This window comes from Mycobacterium heidelbergense (genome assembly GCF_010730745.1).
GTDB classification, from domain to species: Bacteria; Actinomycetota; Actinomycetes; order Mycobacteriales; family Mycobacteriaceae; genus Mycobacterium; species Mycobacterium heidelbergense.
The window spans coordinates 4,194,645-4,214,771 of sequence record NZ_AP022615.1; the positions used below are offsets into that span (position 1 = coordinate 4,194,645).

The window sequence follows — 20,127 nt, forward strand, 5'->3', positions numbered from 1 at the left end:
TGTTCCCAGGCGACCAACATCAAATTTCGACAATGGCGTGACCCTGCCCGATCGACTGGCCCGAGTCGATCACGCACTGTTCAGCATCGACTTGCACCACCTGCGGCCCGTCCGACGCCTGCAGGGCCGTTCGACGTAGCCAGGTTCTCGGGAGACGACCGCCTACCGGCCCAGGCCGTGCTTTCAGCGCAAACCTGCCCTTACAGCTTGTGGAAGTTTTCCGCTTGTGTTATCAGAAATATATGTCTGCAGCCATCGATCGTTATCCCTGATCGGGAGGTGGAGTCCCAACACCGCAGTAACGGTGAACTGGCGTCGGCAGCGACGGCCTGGGCCGAAGATCTGCCCGCGGCGGCTCGCGCGGCAACAGAGGCTTTTGTTTATTTGATGCGCCAATACCGGGTGCGCCCCTATGACATCGCCACGACTTGTAGTTCACGATTCGCGGATCGCGACGCGCCGCCCGCAGGGCGCTCTCACTTTGAGATCGTGTGCCATTTCGACGTGGCGGCACCATTTTGGCCCTTGACCGCCGACGCCGATCAGGTCTGCGGTTACGCCATTAGCTCCGATGGGCACTGCATCCGGTATGAGCGAACGTCCTTCTCAATAAGCCCGTATGCCTTCGGGTTTATTGAGCAGCGGGCTGAATTCGCCCCCGGCTGCCGAGAAGTGATCCGCCGCGCGACAGCAAGCAACCCTGCCTTCGTGTGCAAGGTGCTGCCTGCCCGCTCCGCTGTTCATGTTATCGCGAAGTATCTGATTGATGCAGCAGTGACACTAATCGAACGCCGCGGGCCCTTGGCGGTCGAGTAAATTATCGGGTGGGGTGCAGTGGGGCCAATGACCAGGCCGATTGGGTCGAGATGTGATCGGACAGCCTTACTTGCCGTCAACTTCTTTATGGCCGACATGTCGGCCGGCATGGGCCCGTTTTTGGTGTGGTGTTGCAGAGTCGTGGTTGGGGCACCGCCGCTACCGGTATGGTGGTCACCCTGGGTGCCATTGTTGGCATGGTCGCGGTCGCACCGGCGGGAGCGCTGGTTGATGCGACCACGCGCAAGCGGGCCTGTGTCGTCGCCGTCGGCGCGTGCACGGTGACGGCCTCTGCGCTGATCCTCTCGGCGCGACAGTTTTGGGTCATCGGTGCTGCGCAGGCCGCCATGTGTATTGCTGGGGTGACGATGGTGGCGTCCGGAATCCGGTGTAAATGAGGCCGATGAAGGTTCTGGCTTCGGTGGTTGATGTGACGCCGTGGCGCTGGCGGTTTCGGTGGTGTTGTTTGGGCAGTCCTGGTTGTGCTGGGGTCGCAGTTGGCGGGGTGGTTGCAGCAGGCTGCGGCGTAGGTCTTGCAGTTGACGCAGCCCCGCGGGGGTCATGGCGAGGCCGCGCCAGCCGCGGGAGGCGCGGTCGAGGACAGCCCAGGCGATGCTGATGCAGCTGGTTTCTCCGGGGAAGCGGCCGATTACCTTTGCGCGGCGCCGTGTTTCACCGAAGGTGCGTTCGATGAAGTTCGAGTGGCGGATGCGGTGATGGTGTTCGGCCGGGAACCTCAGATAGGCGGTCAGGCCTTCGCGATCGGTCAGCACGATCTTCATCGCCGCCGGATACGTGGTGCCGTAACGCTCGGCGAACGCGGTCAGCCGGGCGTCGACGAGCTCGACCAGGCGCGGACCGGGCCCGGTGTTGACCTCGGCGGTGTCAAAGCAGGCCCAGTAGCCGTCGCGGATCTCGGCCTGCATCCCGGCGGGGATCTTGACCAGAATATTGCGTAGCCGGTGGATGAGGCAGCGTTGCCGCAGCGCGGCCGGCAAGACCTGCTCGATCGCGGCAATCAGGCCGGCCGCGCCGTCGGAGATGACCAGCAGCGGGCACCCCAAGCCCCTGTCGCGCAGGTCGGTCAAGAAATCGGCCCAGGCGTCGGTCGACTCGCCGGCACCAGGGGCCAGGCCGACGAAGACGGGTTTGCCGTCGGTGGTGATGCCCCAGCCGGCCAAGACCGGCTCGGCCGGCGAGCCAGGATGTATCCGGAAGAACGACGCATCCAAGAACAGGTAGTCCAGCACCACCTCGTCGAGCCTCCGCGCCGCCCAGCTGTCGTACTCGGTCTTGATCGCCTGGCATACCTCGACACCGTTGATTTCGAGATCGCGGCCTGATCACCGAGCGCGTCGGCCAGGGTGGCCTCCACATCGCGCACCGACAACCCCCGCACGAATGAGGCGATCACCAGCGACTCCAGTGCGTTGGTCTTGGTGACGTGCTTGCCGAACAATCGCGAAGCGAACGCGGTGGTCGTGTCACGCAGCTTAGGCCGCTCCAAAGTGACCGGGCCGGCGGTGGTCTTGACCGTCACCGGCTGATAGCCGTTGCGTGACCCGGGCTGGGCATCCGGTGCCGCGGCGGCGCGCTGGCAGCGCTCCCGGCCCAGGAACTCGGTCACCTCGGCCTCCAGCGCGGCCTGCATCAGCAACTGCGCGCCGAGGCGGGCCACCTCCTCCAAGATGTCGGGCAGCTCACGATCGGAGGCGAACAGCTCGTCGATCTTGGCGCGAACACGATCGGTCGGTGATACTCGTGCAGGCACGGGCGTAGGTCCTTTCACTTCGATGACTTGGCGGTCTCGAAGCAGAACCTACGCCCGGCCCCCTTTTACACCGGCTTTCGGACGCGACCTCGCCCCGACAGTGATTGGCATCACCCTTGGTGTGGTGGGCCAGGCCGGGTTCACCGGCCAGAACGGTCGCGACCAGGCCTGGAATCACGCTGGCAATATGGCCGGTGCTGCGCTGTCGGGGCTGCTGGGCTGGCAGTTCGGGTACCCCGCGGTGTTTTGGTTGGCGGCGGCCGGCCACAGGCAGGTCGGTCAATGGCCGCGTCACGGTGTCGCGATACCTGCCGTCGCGCCCACAGTCCGGACAACGCGGATTCCTCACCACGGGGGTGCAGAAGATCGTGGTCTGGGTGTCGTCGACGGCGGCGTCGGTGATCGTCACCCCCAACTCGATCGTGCGCATGATCGTGTCGGCAACAACAGAGCGCGGGCAGGCATTGGCCTCGCGCAACGGGTCCCCTCGGTGGTGTTGGTGGAGCTTGGTGTAGGAACCCGCATCGTCACCCACCGAGGGCCCGCCTCAGCTCACCGACACGACACCCTTCCCCAGCGTTCCGCTAACCACCGGTGCACGCTCGATCACGAAGAGCCGGTTTGGCCGCGGCGCCAGCTCGTGAGTGGTGCTGGCTAACGCTGATTCGTCTCGCGATCGGTGGTGATCGCGCTCGGCTTTTAGGCACTCAGCAACGGGCCTCGTTGCGGCCGTCGTCGTGTGTGTGGCGGGCGGGGTGTCGGTGACGGTTGGGGTGTGTGGCGGGCGCGTGCACAGCGGGCCATAATTAGCACTCAAGGAATCGAAGTGCTAACGCTTGTGGATGTTGGGAAAGGAGGAAATCCGAGTGCGCAGCATCGATTTCGTGCAGGGTGTGTCGACGCATTCTCGGCCCGATGGTCGGGCCCGGCGGTTGCGGATTGTGCAGGTGGCGCCGCCGTATTTCGACGTTCCGCCGAAGGGCTATGGGGGTGTGGAGGCGGTGCTTGCTGATCTTGTGGATGCTTTGGTTGCTCGTGGGCATGAGGTGACGGTGTTGGGGGCTGGTGAGTCGGGCACGGCGGCGCGGTTTGTGTCGTTGTGGGATCGCACGATTCCGGATCGGCTTGGTGAGCCCTATCCGGAGGTCATGCATGCATTGAAGGTTCGTAACGCCGTCGCGGACCTCGCGGCGGATCAGGGCGTCGATATCGTGCACGATCACACCTTTGCCGGTGTGCTCAACGTGCCCGTCTACCGGGGGCTGGGCTTGACGACGGTGGTGACGGTGCACGGCCCCATTGATGCCGATCTGTACCCGTACTATCGCGGATTGGGTGCAGACGTGGCGTTGGTGGCGATCAGCGATCGCCAGCGCGAATTGGCCCCGGACCTGAATTGGGTTGGGCGCGTGCATAACGCGCTGGAGGTCGAGCAGTGGCCGTTTGAAACCGACAAGGGCGACTATGCGTTGTTCTTGGGCCGTTTCGCCCCGTATAAGGGTGCGCACCTGGCCGTGCAGGCCGCCCACGAGGCGGGCGTGCCGCTGGTGTTGGCGGGCAAGTGCTCGGAAGCGTCGGAGAAGGCCTACTTCGATCAGCGGGTGCGTCCGCTGCTGACCGGCAGCGATCACGTGTTCGGTGAGGCTGACGCGGTCAGCAAGCGCAAGCTGCTCGCCGGTGCGCGGTGTTTACTGTTTCCGGTTCAGTGGGAGGAACCGTTTGGGATCGTGATGATCGAGGCGATGGCCTGTGGCACGCCAGTGGTGGCGTTGCGCGGCGGAGCGGTGGCTGAGGTTCTCATCGATGGAGTCACCGGTGTGATTTGTGAGCAGCCGGCTGAGCTGCCGGCCGCGATCGAGCGGGCGGGCAGTCTTGACCCGCACGCGTGTCGTCGGCATGTCGCGGCGAACTTCGATGTGGCGCAGTTGGGTTCGGGCTACGAGCGGATCTATCGCCGGCTGCTGTACGGCGAAGAGATTACTCGGGCGGCGAGCAACCCGATATCCCGGCGGCGTGAGTCGACGGATGAGATGGTCACCGCATGAGTGACGCGCCCGCGGCGTTCAACACCAGTGCGCCGGCGCGTCTGGGGGCCGGCGCTGACACCGTCACCCTGGTGGAGGGGTCGACGTTTTGCCTGTCCGATTGTCTCGGCGACGTGGTCGCGGGCCGCGCGCATGGGTTGTTCTTCCGCGACGCGCGGGTGTTGTCTCGGTGGGAGCTTCGGGTCGACGGCCAGCCGCCCGAACCGCTGTCGGTGCAGCCGTCGGCGGGGTTTGCCGCGCAATTCGTGTTGCGCCGCGCCCCGCGCGGCGGCCAGGCCGACAGCACACTTCTGCTGGTTCGGGAGCGGCTGGTGGCCGACGGGTTGCGCGAGACCATCTCGGTGGAAAACCTCGACCACGAACCCACCGTGGTGGTGTTGCAGTTGCACGTCGACGCCGATTTCGCGGACCTATTCGCCGTCAAGGAGGGCCGCGCGGCGCGCGGTGGCGCCGAGGTGGCCGCCATCGACGGTGAACTGGTGCTGTTGGAGTGGGGCGATCGGGTCCGCGGCCTGCGGGTGACCGCCTCGGGGGAGCCGGTGGTGGCACCGGGGTGGCTGACCTGGCGGGTGGTGGTGGCTGCCGGCCAGCGCTGGCACACCGAGATCCTCGCCGAGCCGACGTGGGCCAACAACACCGTGCGAACCCGATTCCGTCGCGGCGAGAACCTGCAGTCCAGTGCCCCGGCGCGCAAACTGGAGGCCTGGCGGCACACCGCGACCACCGTGGAGGCGGGTCATCGCGTGCTCACCGAGGTGCTGCGGCAAACCGAAAGCGACCTGGGCGCGCTGCTGATGCATGACGAGAGCGGTCAGGGTCGTTCGTTCGTGGCCGCCGGAGCGCCCTGGTTCATGACGTTGTTCGGCCGCGACAGCCTGCTGACCGCGTGGATGGCGTTGCCGCTGGACGTCGGATTGTCGGTGGGCACCTTGCAGCAGCTTGCCGCGGTGCAGGGCCGGCGGGTGGACCTGATCACCGAGGAAGAGCCGGGGCGGATCATGCATGAGATCCGCCGCGGCCCGGCCAGCACCGACGTGCTGGGTGGCGCCGTCTACTACGGGTCGGTCGACGCCACCGTGCTGTTTGTGATGCTGTTGGCCGAAGCGTGGCGGTGGGGCGCCGACCCGTCAGTGGTACGCTCGCTGCTGCCGGCCGCTGATGCGGCGCTGTCGTGGGCCCAGCGTTACGGCGATCGTGATGGTGACGGGTTTATCGAGTACCAGCGCGCCACCGACCGTGGCCTGATCAACCAGGGCTGGAAAGACAGCTTCGATGGCATCAACGACGCCACCGGCCGCACCGCCGAGCCGCCGATCGCGCTGTGCGAGGTGCAGGGCTATCACTACGCGGCCCTGCTGGCGCGCGCCGAGCTGGCCGAGGCATTCGACGACCCCACGGGAGCCGGGCAGCTGCGCGAGCGCGCCCAGGCGTTGCGCACGCGGTTCCTCGAGGCGTTCTGGTTGCCGCAGCGCGGCTGGTACGCGGTGGCCCTGGACCGGCGCAAACAGCCCGTCGATGCGTTGACCAGCAACGTCGCGCACTGCCTATGGACCGGTATCGCCACCGATGAGCACGCCGCAACGCTGGTCAAACACCTGGCATCCGGTGAGATGGATAGCGGGTTCGGGCTGCGCACCCTGGCCACCACGATGGGCGCTTACAACCCGATGAGCTACCACAACGGCGCCATCTGGCCGCACGACACCGCGATCGCGGTGGCCGGGCTGCTGCGCTACCCGCATGTGCGCGAAGCCCACGTCCTAGCCCACCGGTTGGCTAACGGCCTGCTGGATGCCGCCGACGCGTTCGGCACCCGGCTGCCTGAGCTGTACTGCGGATTTCCCCGGTCGCAGTTCGGTTCACCGATCCCGTACCCCACCTCGTGCTCACCGCAAGCCTGGTCCAGCGCCGCGCCGGTCCTGCTGCTCAGATCGTTGCTGGGACTCGAACCGCACGTGCCGGCGCGCCAGATAGCGGTCACACCGCATCTGCCCGAGGCGTGGGGCCGCGTCGTGCTGACCGACCTGCGCCTGGGAGACGCCAGCATCGATCTGGAAGCCGAGGGTGACACGGTCAAAATACATCGGATGCCCGAGGACTGGCAGCTGCTCAGCTCCTCAGCATGACCCAGGTATCGCCGCGCTCGCTCCGTGCGCGGCACCGCCTGATCCGTAATCATCTGATGGTGTGGATTCGCTGCTGCCACAACGCCGCCCCCGACATGCGCACACAGACCCGCAGCGGGTATTGCCCGCCGCGGGTGCCGCAACCAGCGTCCTAGGCGGTTTCTGTGGGTGATTGCACGACTTGGCCTTCGATGACGTGTGGTGCCGCGCCGTGGGCGACCTCGATGCGGCGCGGCTTGGCCCCTTCGGCCAGCGGGATGCTGACGGTGAGCACCCCGTTTTCGTACGTCGCGCTGATCACTGAGGCGTCGATGCCCTCTCCCAGCCACAGATGCCGACGGTATTCGCCGAAGAACCGTTCGGCGGTCAGCCACTGCACCGATTCCTCGGAGCGGGCGGTGCGCCGCGCCGACACCGTCAGGGTGCCGTTGTCCACGCTGACGTCGATCGACCCCGGATCGACCCCGGGCAAATCGGCGGTCAGCACATAGTGGTCGTCGATCTTGCACAAGTCCATCGGCATGAACCGAGGACCGCGGCTCGACCCGACCGGCCCGGCCAGCACGTCACGCACCAGAGCGTCGAAATCAGTGAACGGATCGAAACGCAACACAGCAATCCACCTCCTGTCACACTCGGTGCCCGCCACCCTGGCGGGCAGCAAAATTACTGTGCGCCAACAACTTTAGCGCTCTCACCGGCCCGCTGCCAGACGCCGCCAGGCCCGCCGGCGCGCGGCCCTGCACCGGATACGGGCAACGACCGGTGTGCCAGAGCGGAACTCCATCGCAGCGCCCCGCAGCCCAGCTTTCACCGCCCCGACACGGGACCGGATGGGATGGTGGATGAGAACTGGTCGGGATTAGGGATGTGACGCGGCGGGAAACGGTGTTGTCCCGGAAGGCTTTCTCGGCTTCCCCTCCACCGCACACTGGGTGTCACCTCCATGGCAGTGCCCGCGAGCCCCATGGGGCCCCCGGACCATATCGCCGGGCACGTACCTTCCCCGTGACGGGTTGGATCCCTCGCTCACGTCGCCTCGACGGGGGCAGAGGCCAGTGAGATGTGGTTGCCGGTGCGACGCAGCATGGGCGCGAACCCGAGCCAGATGGCCAGCGATCCCATCGACAATCCGCCAAGCATCACGAAAGCCGCTGAAAAACCAAATATTTGGGCGGTGAACCCGCCGAGCACCGGGCTGAGAGCTCCCCCAAGTCCTTGGGCGGCCATGATCGCGCCTTGGCCGACGTTGATGTGGCCGGTGCCGTCGAGGATGCGGGCCACCAGCCCGGGCACCGCTACGGACAACATGCCCGCCCCGACGCCGTCGAGGATTTGCACCGGTATCACTCCCCAGGTCGTGATGACTCCGGCGGCGACGAGCGCGCGGATGGGTAAGGCGCTGAACGCGATCAGAATGGCTAGCCAGTAGCCATGAGTTTGCACAATCCTCATGGCCGCCAGGGATGCGGGGATCATCACGGCCTGTGCCACCACGACGGTGCTGGCCACGGTGGTGAACGCGTTGGCGTGGGTGGCGACAACGGCTAGCCCGTAGAGCGGCAGCATCGCCGCATTACCCAGCCAAAACAGCATCACGGCGGCGGCCAGCGCCAACAGCGGCCGGGACTTTACCAACACCCGTAGTCGTTTGACCGGGGGCTGCTCGCCGGCCAAGATCTCGCCGCGCGCGACATGATGGTTGATGCGACCGGCGGGGATTCTCAACACCGCGAGGACGGTGACCACCGCAAAGGCTGCGGCAAGCCAGAACACTCCGGCGTATCCGAACACCCAGCCCAGCAGACCTCCAATCGCGGCGCCGGCCATGTTGCCGGCGTGGTTGTACGCCTGATTGCGACCGTTTTGGCTGATAAACCCGGCCTGGCCCACCAGGCCCAGTGTGATGCCAATCACCGCCGGGGCGATCATCGCCCCGGAAACGCACATAACAGACTGCGCGGCGGCGACCACCCAAAACTGCCGCGACGTCAAAATCACCGCCGAAGCCGCCACGGCCGCTAGACCGACTACGATCACACAGGCGCGTTTGCGGGTGGTGGCATCAACCAGCGCCCCCGCGGGCGCCACCGTGCACATGCCGACAATCGCACCCAAGGTGATAACGGTGCCAATCGCCCCGGTGGTCCAGCCGCGGCTCGCGAGCAAGACACCCAGGAACGGGCCCATGCCGGCTTCCATGTCCGCCATGAAAAAATTGACCGCCTGCAGCGCGGCGCGATCCCGGATCGGCACCGTGAGCATCGACGTGGCTTGGCTGGCCATCCCCTGAATACTCAGGCATCGAGTCGGATCTTCGCAATGCGATCGCACCGGTTCACGGCCGGGTGGGAAACGGTAACTTGACCGACCACGGGCGCTTCGCTTTTGGCACATCGGGCACCAGGGGGCCCAGAGCCACAGCATCGCCGGCGGCTTATCCACCAGGCTTTGCCGGTGGAAGTCCTGCCTGTCCAGCGGTAATCCGCAAGCTCGCCAGCGTCCACGCTAACCTGCTCGGCAACGTCGCCCATCCCATCGGCGCCCCGACTAGCGGAGACAGAGATTTCATCCAGTTCCCCCCGACACGGGGCTAGCCGCAGGCTAGCCAGTGGTGCCGGCGTCGCGGTCGTCGTCGGGCCAGGCAACGATGATGGCTTGATCGCTGACGTCGATGGGGTTGGCATCACGCTACAGGGGGTCGGCGAGGTGGTCACGATCGAGGCCGTCCTCGGTATCGGCGTCGACGGGCTGCTGCTGTTCGACGGCGTCGCCGATGGGCACATCGTCGGGCAGTTGACAGTTTTCGACGTTGATCCTCATCGCTGACGGGCTCCCCTTCCTCGAGTCGCCACCAGGTGTTCATTGCCCGGGCCGGTGTGGCGCAGGCGGGCGTTTTCGGACCTGAGGTGGCTGAGGTCGGACTCGAGTTCACCGTTGAGGTCTTGCAACGCCAGGATCTGGGCGATTCCGGCGATGTTGACGCCACCGGCGACCAGGGCACTGATGCGCTGCAGGCGCACCACGTCGTCATCGCTGTAGCGGCGGGTGCCCCGCCGGTCCGTGCCGGGGTGAGCAACCCGCGCCGCTCGTAGAGACGCAGGGTCTGCGGATCCAGACCGGTGAGCTCGGCGGCGACCGAGATCGCGTACACCCCGCGCCCTGGACGTGGCCGCTGGTCGTTGGGCAATGGGCGCTCCCTTTCGGTCGATACTCCGCTCTTGCCTCAACCTAACACCAATGCTATATGAAAGCTATGTTGGCTCGCATAGATCACCCACGGTAATGATCGGGAACGATGGGGCCGCGGTTCACCCTCCCGGCCTGCGTAGCGCTACAGCTGAGCTGGCGGTAATGGTGGGGCAGTCAGGGGTCGGGGGCGGTCGGGCATCGCTTCACGTCGCCATCGGTGCACGCTGGGACGCGCGTCCTATCGCTGCACAACGCGTCGCAGCGCGTAATTTAGGCCATTCACCCGCGGCGGCTCCCGGTTGCCGTCATGGCCCGGGAGCCACCGCATTCACCGTCGGGCAGGTGTCGGGGCGGGCACCCGGCAATGCTGATCCGCAGCACGGCGGGGTTATCTGCGGAGCGCCCCGGCGCGGATTCGCAGGGTTGATGCTCCTCGCTGCCTGGGCGGGCTGGCCCGCGCCGGCTGCTATCGATGCTGTGCCATCGAGCACCACCTCCGCAGGCACCACCTCCGCAGGCACCACCTCCGCAGGCCTTGGAGAACCGGTGAGCAGCACGGCGCACACGGTGCGCGCGGCCATCGGGCACCGCCTGCCCGCAGGCGCGCTGACACGCTCGGGCAAGCGCAGCACCCGATGACCACGGATCTTGTGGGTGACCCGCCAGCCCACACCTTGCGTGCCGACGCCGGCGCTGCGGGCAACACCTCGGGCTCGGGGGCGGCGGTGGACTCACCCGACGACCTGAGCGAGACGCCGGGCACACAACCCCATCGCGTCAATCGTGGTGTCGATGGGGGCCGCGGGGCTGACCCGGCCAGCGGGGGTGTTGACGCCGCCCGGTGCGCAGTGATCAGCGCGATCACCAGCCGCATCAGCGAAAAACGCTTGAGTGCAGCACAAGCCGCCCTCATCTTGGGGCTCACCGGGCCCCGAGTGACCGCTCTGTTCAACGGGTATGTCGACACTTTCAGCCTCGACGAGCTGATCAATCTGCTGCCCGCACTTGAACTGACTATTGAGGTGGTGCCCCAACCGCAGCAATGACTCGTCGCGATCACCTGCCGGCCCGGTGCCGGCGTTGCTCAGCCGCGCCAGGTGATCACACTCCGAATCATCGGGCGCGGCGCAGGCATCGGCGGGCTTGCACGTCGGCCGGCCTGCGACGAGCGTCACAGCGTCCAAGCCACTCCGCAGGGCAACACAGCCCCGGCCTGCCGAACACCCTGAGAGGCACCACGATTCGATGGCTAGTACATGCGATTGCAGCAGCCAAAGCGCACCGGCAGCCGGTGTGGCTGTACGGGCTGCTACCCGCAAGCGTTACGTGCGACACCCAGCAGGGCTTCGTCGCCTGACCCGCGAAACACAGATTGGAGGAACGTGAGCACCGATCACAGCACGCCAGATCCGCGCCGCAGTGCCGACCGGATCCTCGACACCGCCGAGGGCGTACTGATCACGCTGCGCCGATACCACCTCAACCAGGCCTTCATCGAGTTAGCGCGAACATCCAGACGCCACGCGATCCCCCTAACCAGCTTGGCTGATGCGCTGGTCGCCCTGGCCCAAGGCCAATCCACGGCTGACTGCGAAAAGCGCGCGGTGCACATCGCCCGGGCGACGTGGGGCGCACTGCTCGACGGCAACGAGCGCTATCACCCTGCAGAACGCGACGCAGCGCCGTGTGACCTCCGACCAACCCGCTCTGGGCAGCCATCCACCTCGACACGTCGCCACCGGATCGTCGGTGATGTGCGCTGAGCCGCTGCTGACTGAGCTGGGCCAACGGTTCCAGGGCTTGTTGAACGCCGCGCTCACCAAGGGTATCGCTCCCCCCGGTCGATCTGGTCTTGGTCCCCGCACGATGGACGCGGTGGCCGTGGTGGCCTGTGAGCATCCCGAAGCCACCCCCGAACACATTGCCCACGCCTACGACATGTTCTTGACCGAACATGGCACAGGCCACCGTTGAGCGCGGGATTCGCTTGCGCCGCAGGCGTGCTGGGGTTTAGCTTTAGCCGCGCCCGTCGCGGTGTAATCTATCGAGTTCACCGTGCAGGGCAGCGATAGTCTGGTCGCGTTCACGCAGTGCGGCCCTGAGCTCGGCGATCTGGGTGTCCTTGGCAGTCAGCCGGGCCGCAGCGCAGCCACGATGCTGGTTTCGGTCCCCGGCGGTGGTGGGTCGTGGGAACGGCCACGACCGGGCGGTGGGCGTAGATGAGAGCCAGCAGGTCCTCGCGGCGGTAGATGCTCTTGCGTGTTACCCCGGCGCGGCGGGCCACGCTGCTGACGGTGATCGTGGCGTTGTGCTTACGCAGCTCGCGCAGCGCCTTCTCAATTCGGGCGCGCACGGCGTCGCGGCGCTTGATACCAGTAGAGAAAGTTCTCACACCGCTGGTCGGGGGCCGGTGTATGAGCGTTTGCGCGCCTGCTGCCCACGGGAGCTCGCTGTGGCGGCGAGGAGCGAGGAGAGCTCTGGGTTGTCGTGGGACCCCGGGGTCGTGAGGTCCCTTGAGGTGTGGGCTCTGACTGGTCGTAGACGGGCTGGTGTGGCGGCGGACGGAGGGCGAAGCGTAGCGACCGGCGCGGACGGGAGCGCCAGCGGACGGGAGCCCAGGGAGCGGAGCGAAGCCCGCAGGTAATCGTCGCATGGCGTGCTCGCCAGACGTTGCGCTCGGTGTCGCGGCGTCGGCTGTGAGCTGCGCCGTGGCGGAGGGACTCGTAGGCTTGCGGGTGTGAGCGGGGTTCTGGCGCAGCGTGGACGGCGCGAGGCTGAGTCGCGGTTGGCAGGGCAGTCTGGGCGGTTGGCGCATGTGCGCGGCGTGGTGACGGCAGCGCAGCAGTTTGGTCGCCATTTCGATGCAGAGACTGCCGATTGTTTGGTGGCGGCGGCGTGGCTGCACGATATCGGCTATGCGCCGTCGGTGCGCCGGACGGGTTTTCATCCGCTCGATGGAGCGGAGTTTGTTCGATCGGCCGGCTTTGGGGAGCTGGTTGCGTCGTTGGTGGCGTTTCATACCGGAGCGCGTGTGGAGGCATCCGAGCGCGGTCTAGAGGGGTTGTCAGAGTTCAGTGATCCGCCCAGCGACGTCCTGGATGCGTTGACGTTTTGTGATTTGACGACCGGGTCGGACGGGGCACCCGTTTCAGCCGATGATCGATTGAGCGACGTGTTGGCTCGCTATGGGCCTGAGGATCCGGTGCATCGCGCGGTCGATGCGGGCCGCGAGGAGCTGTTAGCCGCTGTCCGGCGAATGCGGGACTGGCTCTAACCGCCCGTGGGTCAGCCGAGATAGGGACTGTCGCGGTGCTGTGAGTAGTGATCGATGCGCAGTCGCATCGAGGGGTGCATATCCAGGGTGGGGATGTCGTCAGGGTGGACCCAGGCGATATCGGTGCTTTCGTGGTCTATGGCCAGATCACCGCCGAGCAGGGTGGTGGTGAAGCACAGGGAGAATTGTTGGCGGACTTCGCCGTCGGTGAACGCCACGACGTGGTGTGGGTTGGTGTAGACGCCGACCAGGGCGGTGACTTCGACGTCGAGACCGGTTTCTTCTTTCACTTCGCGCACGGCGGTGCCTGCGATCGTTTCGCCGATGTTGTGTCCACCGCCGGGGAGCGCCCACAGGGTGTTGTCGCGGCGTTTGATCAACAGAATGCGGCCTTGTTCGTCGGTGACGATGGCCGAGGCGGACGGGACCACGCTGTTGGGCTGGGGAGCTTCGGGGTCGTTGTAGTAGTCGGTGCGCATTGAGGATCAGCCTTTCGTTGGCAGTGGGGTGGCGTTGTCCCAAACGCGGGCAAATGCTTGTTCGAAGGTGGCCCAGAGTCGGGGTTCTTGGTGGCGGGACAGCACGAGGACGGGATTGTTGCGTCCTGGTGAGCCATAGATGTGGAAGTTGATGATCATAGTGTCGTCGACCCGGAAGGTTGATGTGTATAGGGTGGTGTCGTGGGTGCGGATGTGCAGCCCCGGTGAGTTGGCGTGTGGAGTGAGCAGTTCGGCGGAGGTGCGGCACCGTGCGATGACGGCTTCACCGATGCCTTCTTCCTCACCGCGCAGGATCGTGGTGGCGGTGTCGGGGTCGCCGATGAGAAATCGCACCTGAACGCCACGGGCGGCGGCGTCGAGCAGGGTGTCGAGAAATCCGTCGAGCGTGTCGAACAGGAACGTGGCAGCCAAGACGAGTATGTCGATACAGATGGTTGCGCCGGCGAAATGCTGCTGCCACGCGGTGATCGGTAACTGCGTGCGGCTGGGATATAGCGTCGCGGTGAACGGCCCGCCCGAGTTTGTCGCCAGCGCGCGTCCGGTAAAGGGTTGGAACTGGTTGGGCCACAGGTCGTGCGGGCTGCAGCCGAGCACGTCGGCGGCGCGGCGTGCATTATCGGGGCGGACGTTGTAGTTGGTGTTGGCTAGCCACCGGCGCACGGTTTTGACGTCTACGCCCACCGCAGTGGCGAACCGCCCATGGGACATCCCCTTGGCGTGCAGCCGTTGCGTGAGGCGATCGTTGGGGATCACTGCGGTGTCGATGCAACCGTCCTGATCGTCCATCGTCTCAGCACATGTCTTTCGGTGTTGATCCTGTCCATCACTAGCGTGGTTCCTAGTTTGCCATGGGGCTGGCGCCTCCCTGCTGCGGTGATGTCTGCCTGGTGTCGGCAGCTATGTCCCTGTCGTGCCCGAAATGTCTGGGGCCGTGTCGGCAACGCCTGCAAACGTCCCTCGCAACGTCCGCGGTGTCCGCGTGAACTGATTCGAGCGCCTCATCGGGCGCATTCAGATCACGAAAGGAATAGCAGGACAATGCGATTGAGAATTGATACATCGGGGACGCGATTCATCGTCACCAGGGCTGCCGAGCCGCGGTTGAACTTCGAGACCGGCAGCCCGAAAGTCGACACCGCGACCGGGGTGCCGTTGTACGCAGCGCAGCTGCTGGCGTTGGACGACACCGGCGGCGAAGTGCTCAACGTGACGGTGGCAGGAGATCCGAAAGTGTCGGTGACACAGGCAGTATCGGTGTCGGGTCTGGTGGCCATTCCGTGGGCTCAAGGTGATCGCAGCGGCGTGGCCTTCCGCGCTGATGCCATCACCTCCACCACACCCGCAGGTGCGCCCAACGAACAGGCCCGCCCGCAGAAATAAACCACGATTTTGGGGCGCGGCGCCCATACGGTCGCGCCCCAAGATGGGCCTGCTATCGGCGAAACACCTACGGAGAGCATCGGTCATGGCATCAAACAAGAAGCACACCAACAACACTGGGTCGGATCATGATGATTGGTTCGAAGACCTCGTCCTATCCCTGGCCAAAGCCACGGGGTACCTGCTGTGGTGGTCGATTCTGTTCCCCGCCCTCAGCATCCCCATCATCCTCAGCCTGGCAGTCGCCATCAGCCACGGCCCACGCGCGGGCTTGATCACTGCCATCGCGTGCGGTGCTGCCTATGCGGGGTGGGCCTGGCTAGACCCAGGGTCATTTCAAGCCTGGGTGACCGAACCGGTGCGACACCGCTGGCTGAGCTGGTGGCGCTACAGCCGCAGCTGGGAATCGGTGTGCAGCCTGCACGGACTCACCGCCCGCCTGGGTGAACGCGCCCTCGTGCCAGCACTACGGTCGGTACAAATCGGCAAGAGTACCGACGTACTGCAGCTGCGCGTGGTGACCGGCCAATCCCTGGCTGACTGGCACAGACAAGCCGACGCGCTGGCCGCCGCCTGGCGCGCCGATCGGCTGACGATCACCTCGACCGCGCCCGGGGAACTAAAGATCACCGTCATGCGCGGGGATGTCTTGGCGGACCCGATCGCATTGCCCATACCCAACCCGGCCACACGGGTGGATGTGGGGGCGGTGCGGGTTGGGATCACCGAAACCCGCCACTGGTGGCACCTGCCCCTGCTGGGCCACCACATGCTGATTGCTGGAGCCACTGGGGCCGGCAAAAGCAGCGTGTTGTGGTCACTGATCGCCGGCATCGCCCCCGAGGTGAAAAACGGGCTGGTGCGGCTGTGCGTGATCGACCCCAAAGGCGGCATGGAACTGGGCGCCGGGGCACCAATGTTCACGGTATTCACGCACGATGCCACTGACACCACCGTGCGCCTGTTGCGCCAACTGGTTGACGTAATGCACGCGCGGGCGCACCGGCTACGTGGCAAGACTCGCCTGCATACACCCACCCCATCGGAACCTTTATTCGTCGTGGTCATCGATGAGATCGCCGCGCTTACCGCCTACGTCTCCGATCGCAAAATCCGCGCCGAAATCGAACAACTCCTGGGCCTGCTGCTCTCCCAGGGCCGGGCAGTGGGAATCAGTGTGGTGGCCGCGGTGCAAGACCCGGCAAAAGAGACACTGCCCGTGCGCCAACTGTTCACCGTGCGGATCGGGCTGCGACTGACCGAAGCCACCCAAACCGCCATGGTTCTCGGCCAGGGAGCAAGGGATGCCGGTGCGGAGTGCGACCGTATCTCTGATGCAACGCCGGGTGTCGGGTACATGATGATTGATGGCACCGCCCACCCGGTGCGGGTACGGGCATTTCACGTCACTGACCACGACATCACCACTCTGGCAGCACGGTTCCGGGCACCCCGTGCCGCGACCCGCACCAACCAGGCCAATAGCGAGCGCACGAACACCGATCGGGGTCAGCGGTGACTACTGCAACGACGGCCCTCGCGCTGGCGTTGCCCGGGATAGCCGCCACAATCGACGCCAACGCGGTGGTGGAGCAGATGGTGCGCCGCGCGTCCTCAATGGGATTCGAATCCTGGTGGCGGCGCGCGGAATCCGTTGGCTTCTGCGCCCACCCCATTCAACTCACGGGTACAGACGAGTTCGGCCGCGATCGGGTCGTGTGGACACGGTGCAATAACCGCCGCGCCCAGATCTGCCCGTCGTGCTCGGACCTCTACGCTCGCGACACGTGGCAACTGGTGCACGCTGGCACCGCCGGCGGCCACCACGACATCCCCGAAGCAGTGGCGGATCGTCCGCAGGTGTTCGTTACCCTGACCGCGCCCAGCTACGGGCCGGTCCACACCACCTCACGTGCAGGCGACAAGCGCCTCCGGGTGTGCCGCGACCACCACGGGACTGGCCGCTACCGCCGCTGCCCGCATGGAAAACCGCTGTGGTGCAGCACAGCTCACGGAGAAGCTGACATCCATGTGGGACAGCCGATCTGCGCGGACTGCTACGACTACATCGGGCATGTGCTGTTCACATGGCACATGCCAGAACTGTGGCGACGCTTCACCATCACCCTGCGCCGCACACTCCGCCGAGAGCTACGCGCCACGGGCGCCGACCCGGATGCGGTGCGGGTCAGCTTCATCAAAGTCGTCGAATTGCAAGCCCGGCTCATCCCGCATATTCATGCCCTGATCCGCCTCGACCCGCCCGACGGCGATAACTGCGGCGGTCATTACTGGCAAGCGCCCCTCACAGCCACCGAACTGGCCACCATCGTCCAACAGGCCGCTCGAACCGTAGCCGTGACGGTCACCGACCCATCCTCAGATACCGCGACACGGGTGATCAGGTTCGGCACACAAGTCGACACTCAACCCATCGACAACCGGCACGCTGGCACGGAAAGTCCTGCTGTGCAGGACGATTCACCACACGGCCGGATGTTGCCAGGCCGCCGCGTAGCTCGCTACCTCGCGAAATACGTCACCAAATCCTTAGCCGACGTAGGGATTAGCGCGCGACGAATCTCCACCGAGGCCATCGCCAACTTGGATGTGTCCGATCACGTCCGGGCGATCCTGACCACCATCAGCCAACTCGCCGATAGGGGACTGGCCGGTGTCGGCCGGTGGCTGCACACCCTGGGCTACCGCGGGCACATCACCAGCAAATCCCGCCGCTACTCCACCACGATGACCGCGCTGCGGGAACGCCGCGCCACCTGGACACGTGAACAACGTCTGAAAAGCACTGCATACCAACATGATTTAGGTTTCGACCCCACCGATAGCGATGATCTGGTGGTGTGGGAGTTCGACCGTGCCGGCCTCACCAGCCTCGGTGATCGCACCCTCGTGAACTCCGCGGCTCTCCGATGCATAGACGCCCGTCGCATCGGACTGATGGAAGTCCGTGGCAAAGCCCGCAACCAGCGATGGGATTTGCCAGGGGGATGCGATGGCTGACGGATCCCCAACAGCAAATGCCCGGTGCGAGGGTGACGCTCGAATCGCTGCGCCGACGATGTCAGTGGGGGATGTTGAAATTGTCCTGCCCGACCACTATCGACTGTCGCGCGAGGCCAACAGCGCGCTGGTACACGTGATAATGGCGGTGCGGGACCGGATGCTCGGATCAGGAAGGGTAGTGGGGTGAGTCTGAGGTTCGCCTTCTATGGCCGAGTGAGCACGGAGGACGCTCAAGATCCGGAGGCGAGCCGCAGCTGGCAGAAGCGGCGGGCCATGGACTTGATCACTCCGCACGGCGGAGTCCTCGCCGCTGACTACTTCGATGTGGGACAGAGCCGTTCGCTGCCGTGGAAGCGCAGGCCAGAGGCGTCACGTCTCCTTGCTGATGTCGCTTGTCGGGACCGTAGCTTTGATGCTGTAGTGATCGGGGAACCCGCCCGTGCGTTCTACGGGCCGCAGTTCGCGCTCACCTTCCCTGTCCTCACGCACTACGGCGTCGGCCTGTGGGTACCCGAGGTCGGCGGAGCGGTTGATCCCGGCTCCGAGGCACACGACCTGGTGATGACTCTGTTCGGTGGCATGAGCAAGGGAGAGCGCGCTCGAATCCAGATGCGCGTCCGTACCGCGATGTCGGCACTTGCGCAGGACACGGCCAGATATCTCGGTGGTCGACCACCCTACGGTTACCGGCTCGTCGATGCCGGCCCGCACCCAAACCCTGCTAAGGCCAATCTTGGGCAGCGGCTTCACCGCCTCGAACCTGACCCCGCGACATCTTCGGTTGTCGAGCGGATCTACCGCATGTACGCCGACGGAGCGGGCCTGCGCTACATCGCGCAACAGCTCACCGACGATGGCGTGCCGTCACCGAGCCAGTACGACCCGGTGCGGAATCGTCACCGTGACCCGCGAGGGTGGTCCCATTCGGCGATCCGCGCCATACTCGACAACCCGGCGTACCGCGGTATCCGTGTTTGGGGCAAGCAGGAGAAATACGAGGTCCTGGTCAACCCCGACGATGTCGCGGCGGGGTATGAGACTCGCATGCGGTGGCGTGATGAGGCCGACTGGATCGCACCAGATCGCCGCACACATGAAGCGCTGATTCCCGATGAACTGGTGCAGGCTGTTCGCCTTCGGACGCAGGCACGGCGTGGTCCCGGTCTCGTTTGCAGCAGAGAATCGACAGTGCCGTATGCGCTGCGCGGCCTGTTGTTCTGCGCCGCGTGTGGACGGCGGATGCAGGGGGCCGCTCGCGTCGGGAAACGAACGACCCGCATTCTCTACCGTTGTGAGCTGGGCAAGTCGCGCTCTGTACCTGTGGACCTGAGTGATCATCCGCGCACCGTCTATCTCCGTGAAGACGAGGTGACTGCGCGACTTGACGAATGGATCGCCAGCCTGGCCGATCCGGAAGACCTCGCACGCGGGCAGGATGTGGACCCGGCAGCCGGCACTGGCTACGCCGCCCTGCAGCGCCAGCTTCGCGAGGCGAATGCCAAGGTTGCTGCTTTGGTTAGCGCCGTGGAGTCCGGCGTGGCCGTGGAGGACCTAACCGCCGCATTGCGTCGCCGCACCGCCGAGCGCGACGAGCTGAAGGCCCGTCTTGAGCAAGCGGAGCGGCCCCGCGTCATGTCTGCGGCACAGATCAGCGAATTGGTCGAGGAACTGGGTGGGCTGTCAGCCGTGCTCGGTGCGGCGACCGGGGCGGAACGCGCCGAGGTGTACGCGAGCCTGGGGCTCCGCCTTGATTACGATCCGCATCTGCGACAAGTCAAGGCGACGGCCGACTTAAGTCGTGTCGCCGGATGTGTCCGAGGGGGGACTTGAACCCCCACGCCCATTAGTAGGGCACTAGCACCTCAAGCTAGCGCGTCTGCCATTCCGCCACTCGGACTAGACCACACCACGTGGGTTGGCAGCTAAGGCTATCGGATTGGCCCGCCCGGACCCAACCCAGCTCGCCGACGATGCGGCCCGCCAATGGTAGGAAAGGTGG

General features: G+C 65.6%; 16 protein-coding genes, 1 tRNA gene and 2 pseudogenes. 12 read left to right on the plus strand and 7 right to left on the minus strand.

The window, feature by feature from the left end:
• Window positions 1-207: 207 nt before the first annotated feature.
• On the plus strand, window positions 208-816 hold the full coding sequence (locus tag G6N25_RS19625; RefSeq protein WP_133058024.1) for a hypothetical protein: 609 nt from the start codon (window positions 208-210) through the stop codon (window positions 814-816).
• Window positions 817-1,250: 434 nt separating this feature from the next.
• Here the strand turns inward: G6N25_RS19625 and G6N25_RS23580 are convergent.
• Window positions 1,251-2,587 (minus strand): annotated as a pseudogene (locus G6N25_RS23580) (IS256 family transposase); the annotation flags it as partial.
• Window positions 2,588-2,883: 296 nt separating this feature from the next.
• Here G6N25_RS23580 and G6N25_RS19640 point away from each other — a divergent pair.
• The 3 genes from G6N25_RS19640 to G6N25_RS19650 all read left to right on the plus strand — a co-directional run bounded on the left by G6N25_RS19640 (window position 2,884) and on the right by G6N25_RS19650 (window position 6,758).
• Complete coding sequence (locus G6N25_RS19640; protein ID WP_042911646.1) at window positions 2,884-3,102, plus strand: hypothetical protein; 219 nt, start codon at window positions 2,884-2,886, stop codon at window positions 3,100-3,102.
• Window positions 3,103-3,453: 351 nt separating this feature from the next.
• On the plus strand, window positions 3,454-4,632 hold the full coding sequence (locus G6N25_RS19645) for a glycosyltransferase family 4 protein (protein WP_372506962.1): 1,179 nt from the start codon (window positions 3,454-3,456) through the stop codon (window positions 4,630-4,632).
• Window positions 4,629-6,758, plus strand: coding sequence for an amylo-alpha-1,6-glucosidase (locus G6N25_RS19650; protein WP_042911647.1), 2,130 nt, complete (start codon window positions 4,629-4,631; stop codon window positions 6,756-6,758). The genes G6N25_RS19645 and G6N25_RS19650 overlap by 4 nt, the downstream gene beginning before the upstream one ends.
• A 151-nt stretch (window positions 6,759-6,909) precedes the next feature.
• Here the strand turns inward: G6N25_RS19650 and G6N25_RS19655 are convergent, their stop codons facing one another.
• Together G6N25_RS19655 and G6N25_RS19660 are read right to left on the minus strand one after the other, a co-directional pair.
• Window positions 6,910-7,371, minus strand: coding sequence for an Hsp20/alpha crystallin family protein (locus G6N25_RS19655; protein WP_042911648.1), 462 nt, complete (start codon window positions 7,369-7,371; stop codon window positions 6,910-6,912).
• A 416-nt stretch (window positions 7,372-7,787) separates the two neighbouring features.
• Window positions 7,788-9,044 (minus strand): MFS transporter, encoded by a 1,257-nt coding sequence (locus G6N25_RS19660; protein ID WP_230493386.1) that lies wholly within the window; start codon window positions 9,042-9,044, stop codon window positions 7,788-7,790.
• A 372-nt stretch (window positions 9,045-9,416) separates the two neighbouring features.
• On the opposite strand from G6N25_RS19660, the gene G6N25_RS19665 reads away from it, so the two are divergent.
• Window positions 9,417-9,587 (plus strand): hypothetical protein, encoded by a 171-nt coding sequence (locus tag G6N25_RS19665; RefSeq protein ID WP_155250296.1) that lies wholly within the window; start codon window positions 9,417-9,419, stop codon window positions 9,585-9,587.
• Here G6N25_RS19665 and G6N25_RS19670 read toward each other — a convergent pair.
• Window positions 9,578-9,948, minus strand: a pseudogene (locus tag G6N25_RS19670) (MerR family transcriptional regulator). The gene G6N25_RS19665 and the pseudogene G6N25_RS19670 overlap by 10 nt on opposite strands.
• Window positions 9,949-10,675: 727 nt before the next feature.
• Here G6N25_RS19670 and G6N25_RS19675 point away from each other — a divergent pair.
• The 3 genes from G6N25_RS19675 to G6N25_RS19685 all read left to right on the plus strand — a co-directional run bounded on the left by G6N25_RS19675 (window position 10,676) and on the right by G6N25_RS19685 (window position 13,224).
• Complete coding sequence (locus tag G6N25_RS19675; protein WP_158084848.1) at window positions 10,676-10,996, plus strand: XRE family transcriptional regulator; 321 nt, start codon at window positions 10,676-10,678, stop codon at window positions 10,994-10,996.
• A 336-nt stretch (window positions 10,997-11,332) separates the two neighbouring features.
• The gene (locus G6N25_RS19680) at window positions 11,333-11,713 is read left to right on the plus strand and encodes an ANTAR domain-containing protein (RefSeq protein ID WP_071509897.1); all 381 of its coding nucleotides are present in this window, start codon (window positions 11,333-11,335) and stop codon (window positions 11,711-11,713) included.
• A gap of 974 nt (window positions 11,714-12,687) precedes the next feature.
• On the plus strand, window positions 12,688-13,224 hold the full coding sequence (locus G6N25_RS19685) for an HD domain-containing protein (protein WP_042911649.1): 537 nt from the start codon (window positions 12,688-12,690) through the stop codon (window positions 13,222-13,224).
• An 11-nt stretch (window positions 13,225-13,235) separates the two neighbouring features.
• Here the strand turns inward: G6N25_RS19685 and G6N25_RS19690 are convergent, their stop codons facing one another.
• Window positions 13,236-13,703, minus strand: a complete 468-nt coding sequence (locus tag G6N25_RS19690) for an NUDIX hydrolase (protein ID WP_042911650.1) — start codon at window positions 13,701-13,703, stop codon at window positions 13,236-13,238.
• Between the two features lie 6 nt (window positions 13,704-13,709).
• Window positions 13,710-14,510: a helix-turn-helix domain-containing protein gene (locus tag G6N25_RS19695; protein ID WP_042911651.1), complete on the minus strand. Its 801-nt coding sequence runs from the start codon at window positions 14,508-14,510 to the stop codon at window positions 13,710-13,712.
• Between the two features lie 252 nt (window positions 14,511-14,762).
• Between G6N25_RS19695 and G6N25_RS19700 the strand changes: the two genes are divergently transcribed.
• From G6N25_RS19700 to G6N25_RS19715, 4 genes are all read left to right on the plus strand, one after another.
• Entirely contained in the window at window positions 14,763-15,104 is a 342-nt protein-coding gene (locus tag G6N25_RS19700; RefSeq protein WP_042911652.1) for a hypothetical protein, read from the plus strand.
• Between the two features lie 85 nt (window positions 15,105-15,189).
• Complete coding sequence (locus tag G6N25_RS19705) at window positions 15,190-16,623, plus strand: FtsK/SpoIIIE domain-containing protein (RefSeq protein ID WP_042911654.1); 1,434 nt, start codon at window positions 15,190-15,192, stop codon at window positions 16,621-16,623.
• The gene (locus G6N25_RS19710) at window positions 16,620-18,125 is read left to right on the plus strand and encodes a replication initiator (RefSeq protein ID WP_042911655.1); all 1,506 of its coding nucleotides are present in this window, start codon (window positions 16,620-16,622) and stop codon (window positions 18,123-18,125) included. The genes G6N25_RS19705 and G6N25_RS19710 overlap by 4 nt, the downstream gene beginning before the upstream one ends.
• A gap of 186 nt (window positions 18,126-18,311) precedes the next feature.
• Window positions 18,312-19,958 (plus strand): recombinase family protein, encoded by a 1,647-nt coding sequence (locus tag G6N25_RS19715; RefSeq protein ID WP_073875681.1) that lies wholly within the window; start codon window positions 18,312-18,314, stop codon window positions 19,956-19,958.
• On the opposite strand, the gene G6N25_RS19720 is transcribed toward G6N25_RS19715, so the two are convergent.
• Window positions 19,940-20,025 (minus strand) — tRNA-Leu (locus G6N25_RS19720). The genes G6N25_RS19715 and G6N25_RS19720 overlap by 19 nt on opposite strands.
• Window positions 20,026-20,127 lie beyond the last annotated feature (102 nt).

What these genes read in the sequence shown, in the direction of transcription:
- G6N25_RS19650 (WP_042911647.1), top strand. Translation starts at nt 4,629, where the DNA reads ATGAGTGACGCGCCCGCGGCGTTCAACACCAGTGCGCCGGCGCGTCTG.
- G6N25_RS19660 (WP_230493386.1), bottom strand. Translation starts at nt 9,044, where the DNA reads ATGGCCAGCCAAGCCACGTCGATGCTCACGGTGCCGATCCGGGATCGC.
- G6N25_RS19690 (WP_042911650.1), bottom strand. Translation starts at nt 13,703, where the DNA reads ATGCGCACCGACTACTACAACGACCCCGAAGCTCCCCAGCCCAACAGC.
- G6N25_RS19695 (WP_042911651.1), bottom strand. Translation starts at nt 14,510, where the DNA reads ATGGACGATCAGGACGGTTGCATCGACACCGCAGTGATCCCCAACGAT.
- G6N25_RS19700 (WP_042911652.1), top strand. Translation starts at nt 14,763, where the DNA reads ATGCGATTGAGAATTGATACATCGGGGACGCGATTCATCGTCACCAGG.
- G6N25_RS19705 (WP_042911654.1), top strand. Translation starts at nt 15,190, where the DNA reads ATGGCATCAAACAAGAAGCACACCAACAACACTGGGTCGGATCATGAT.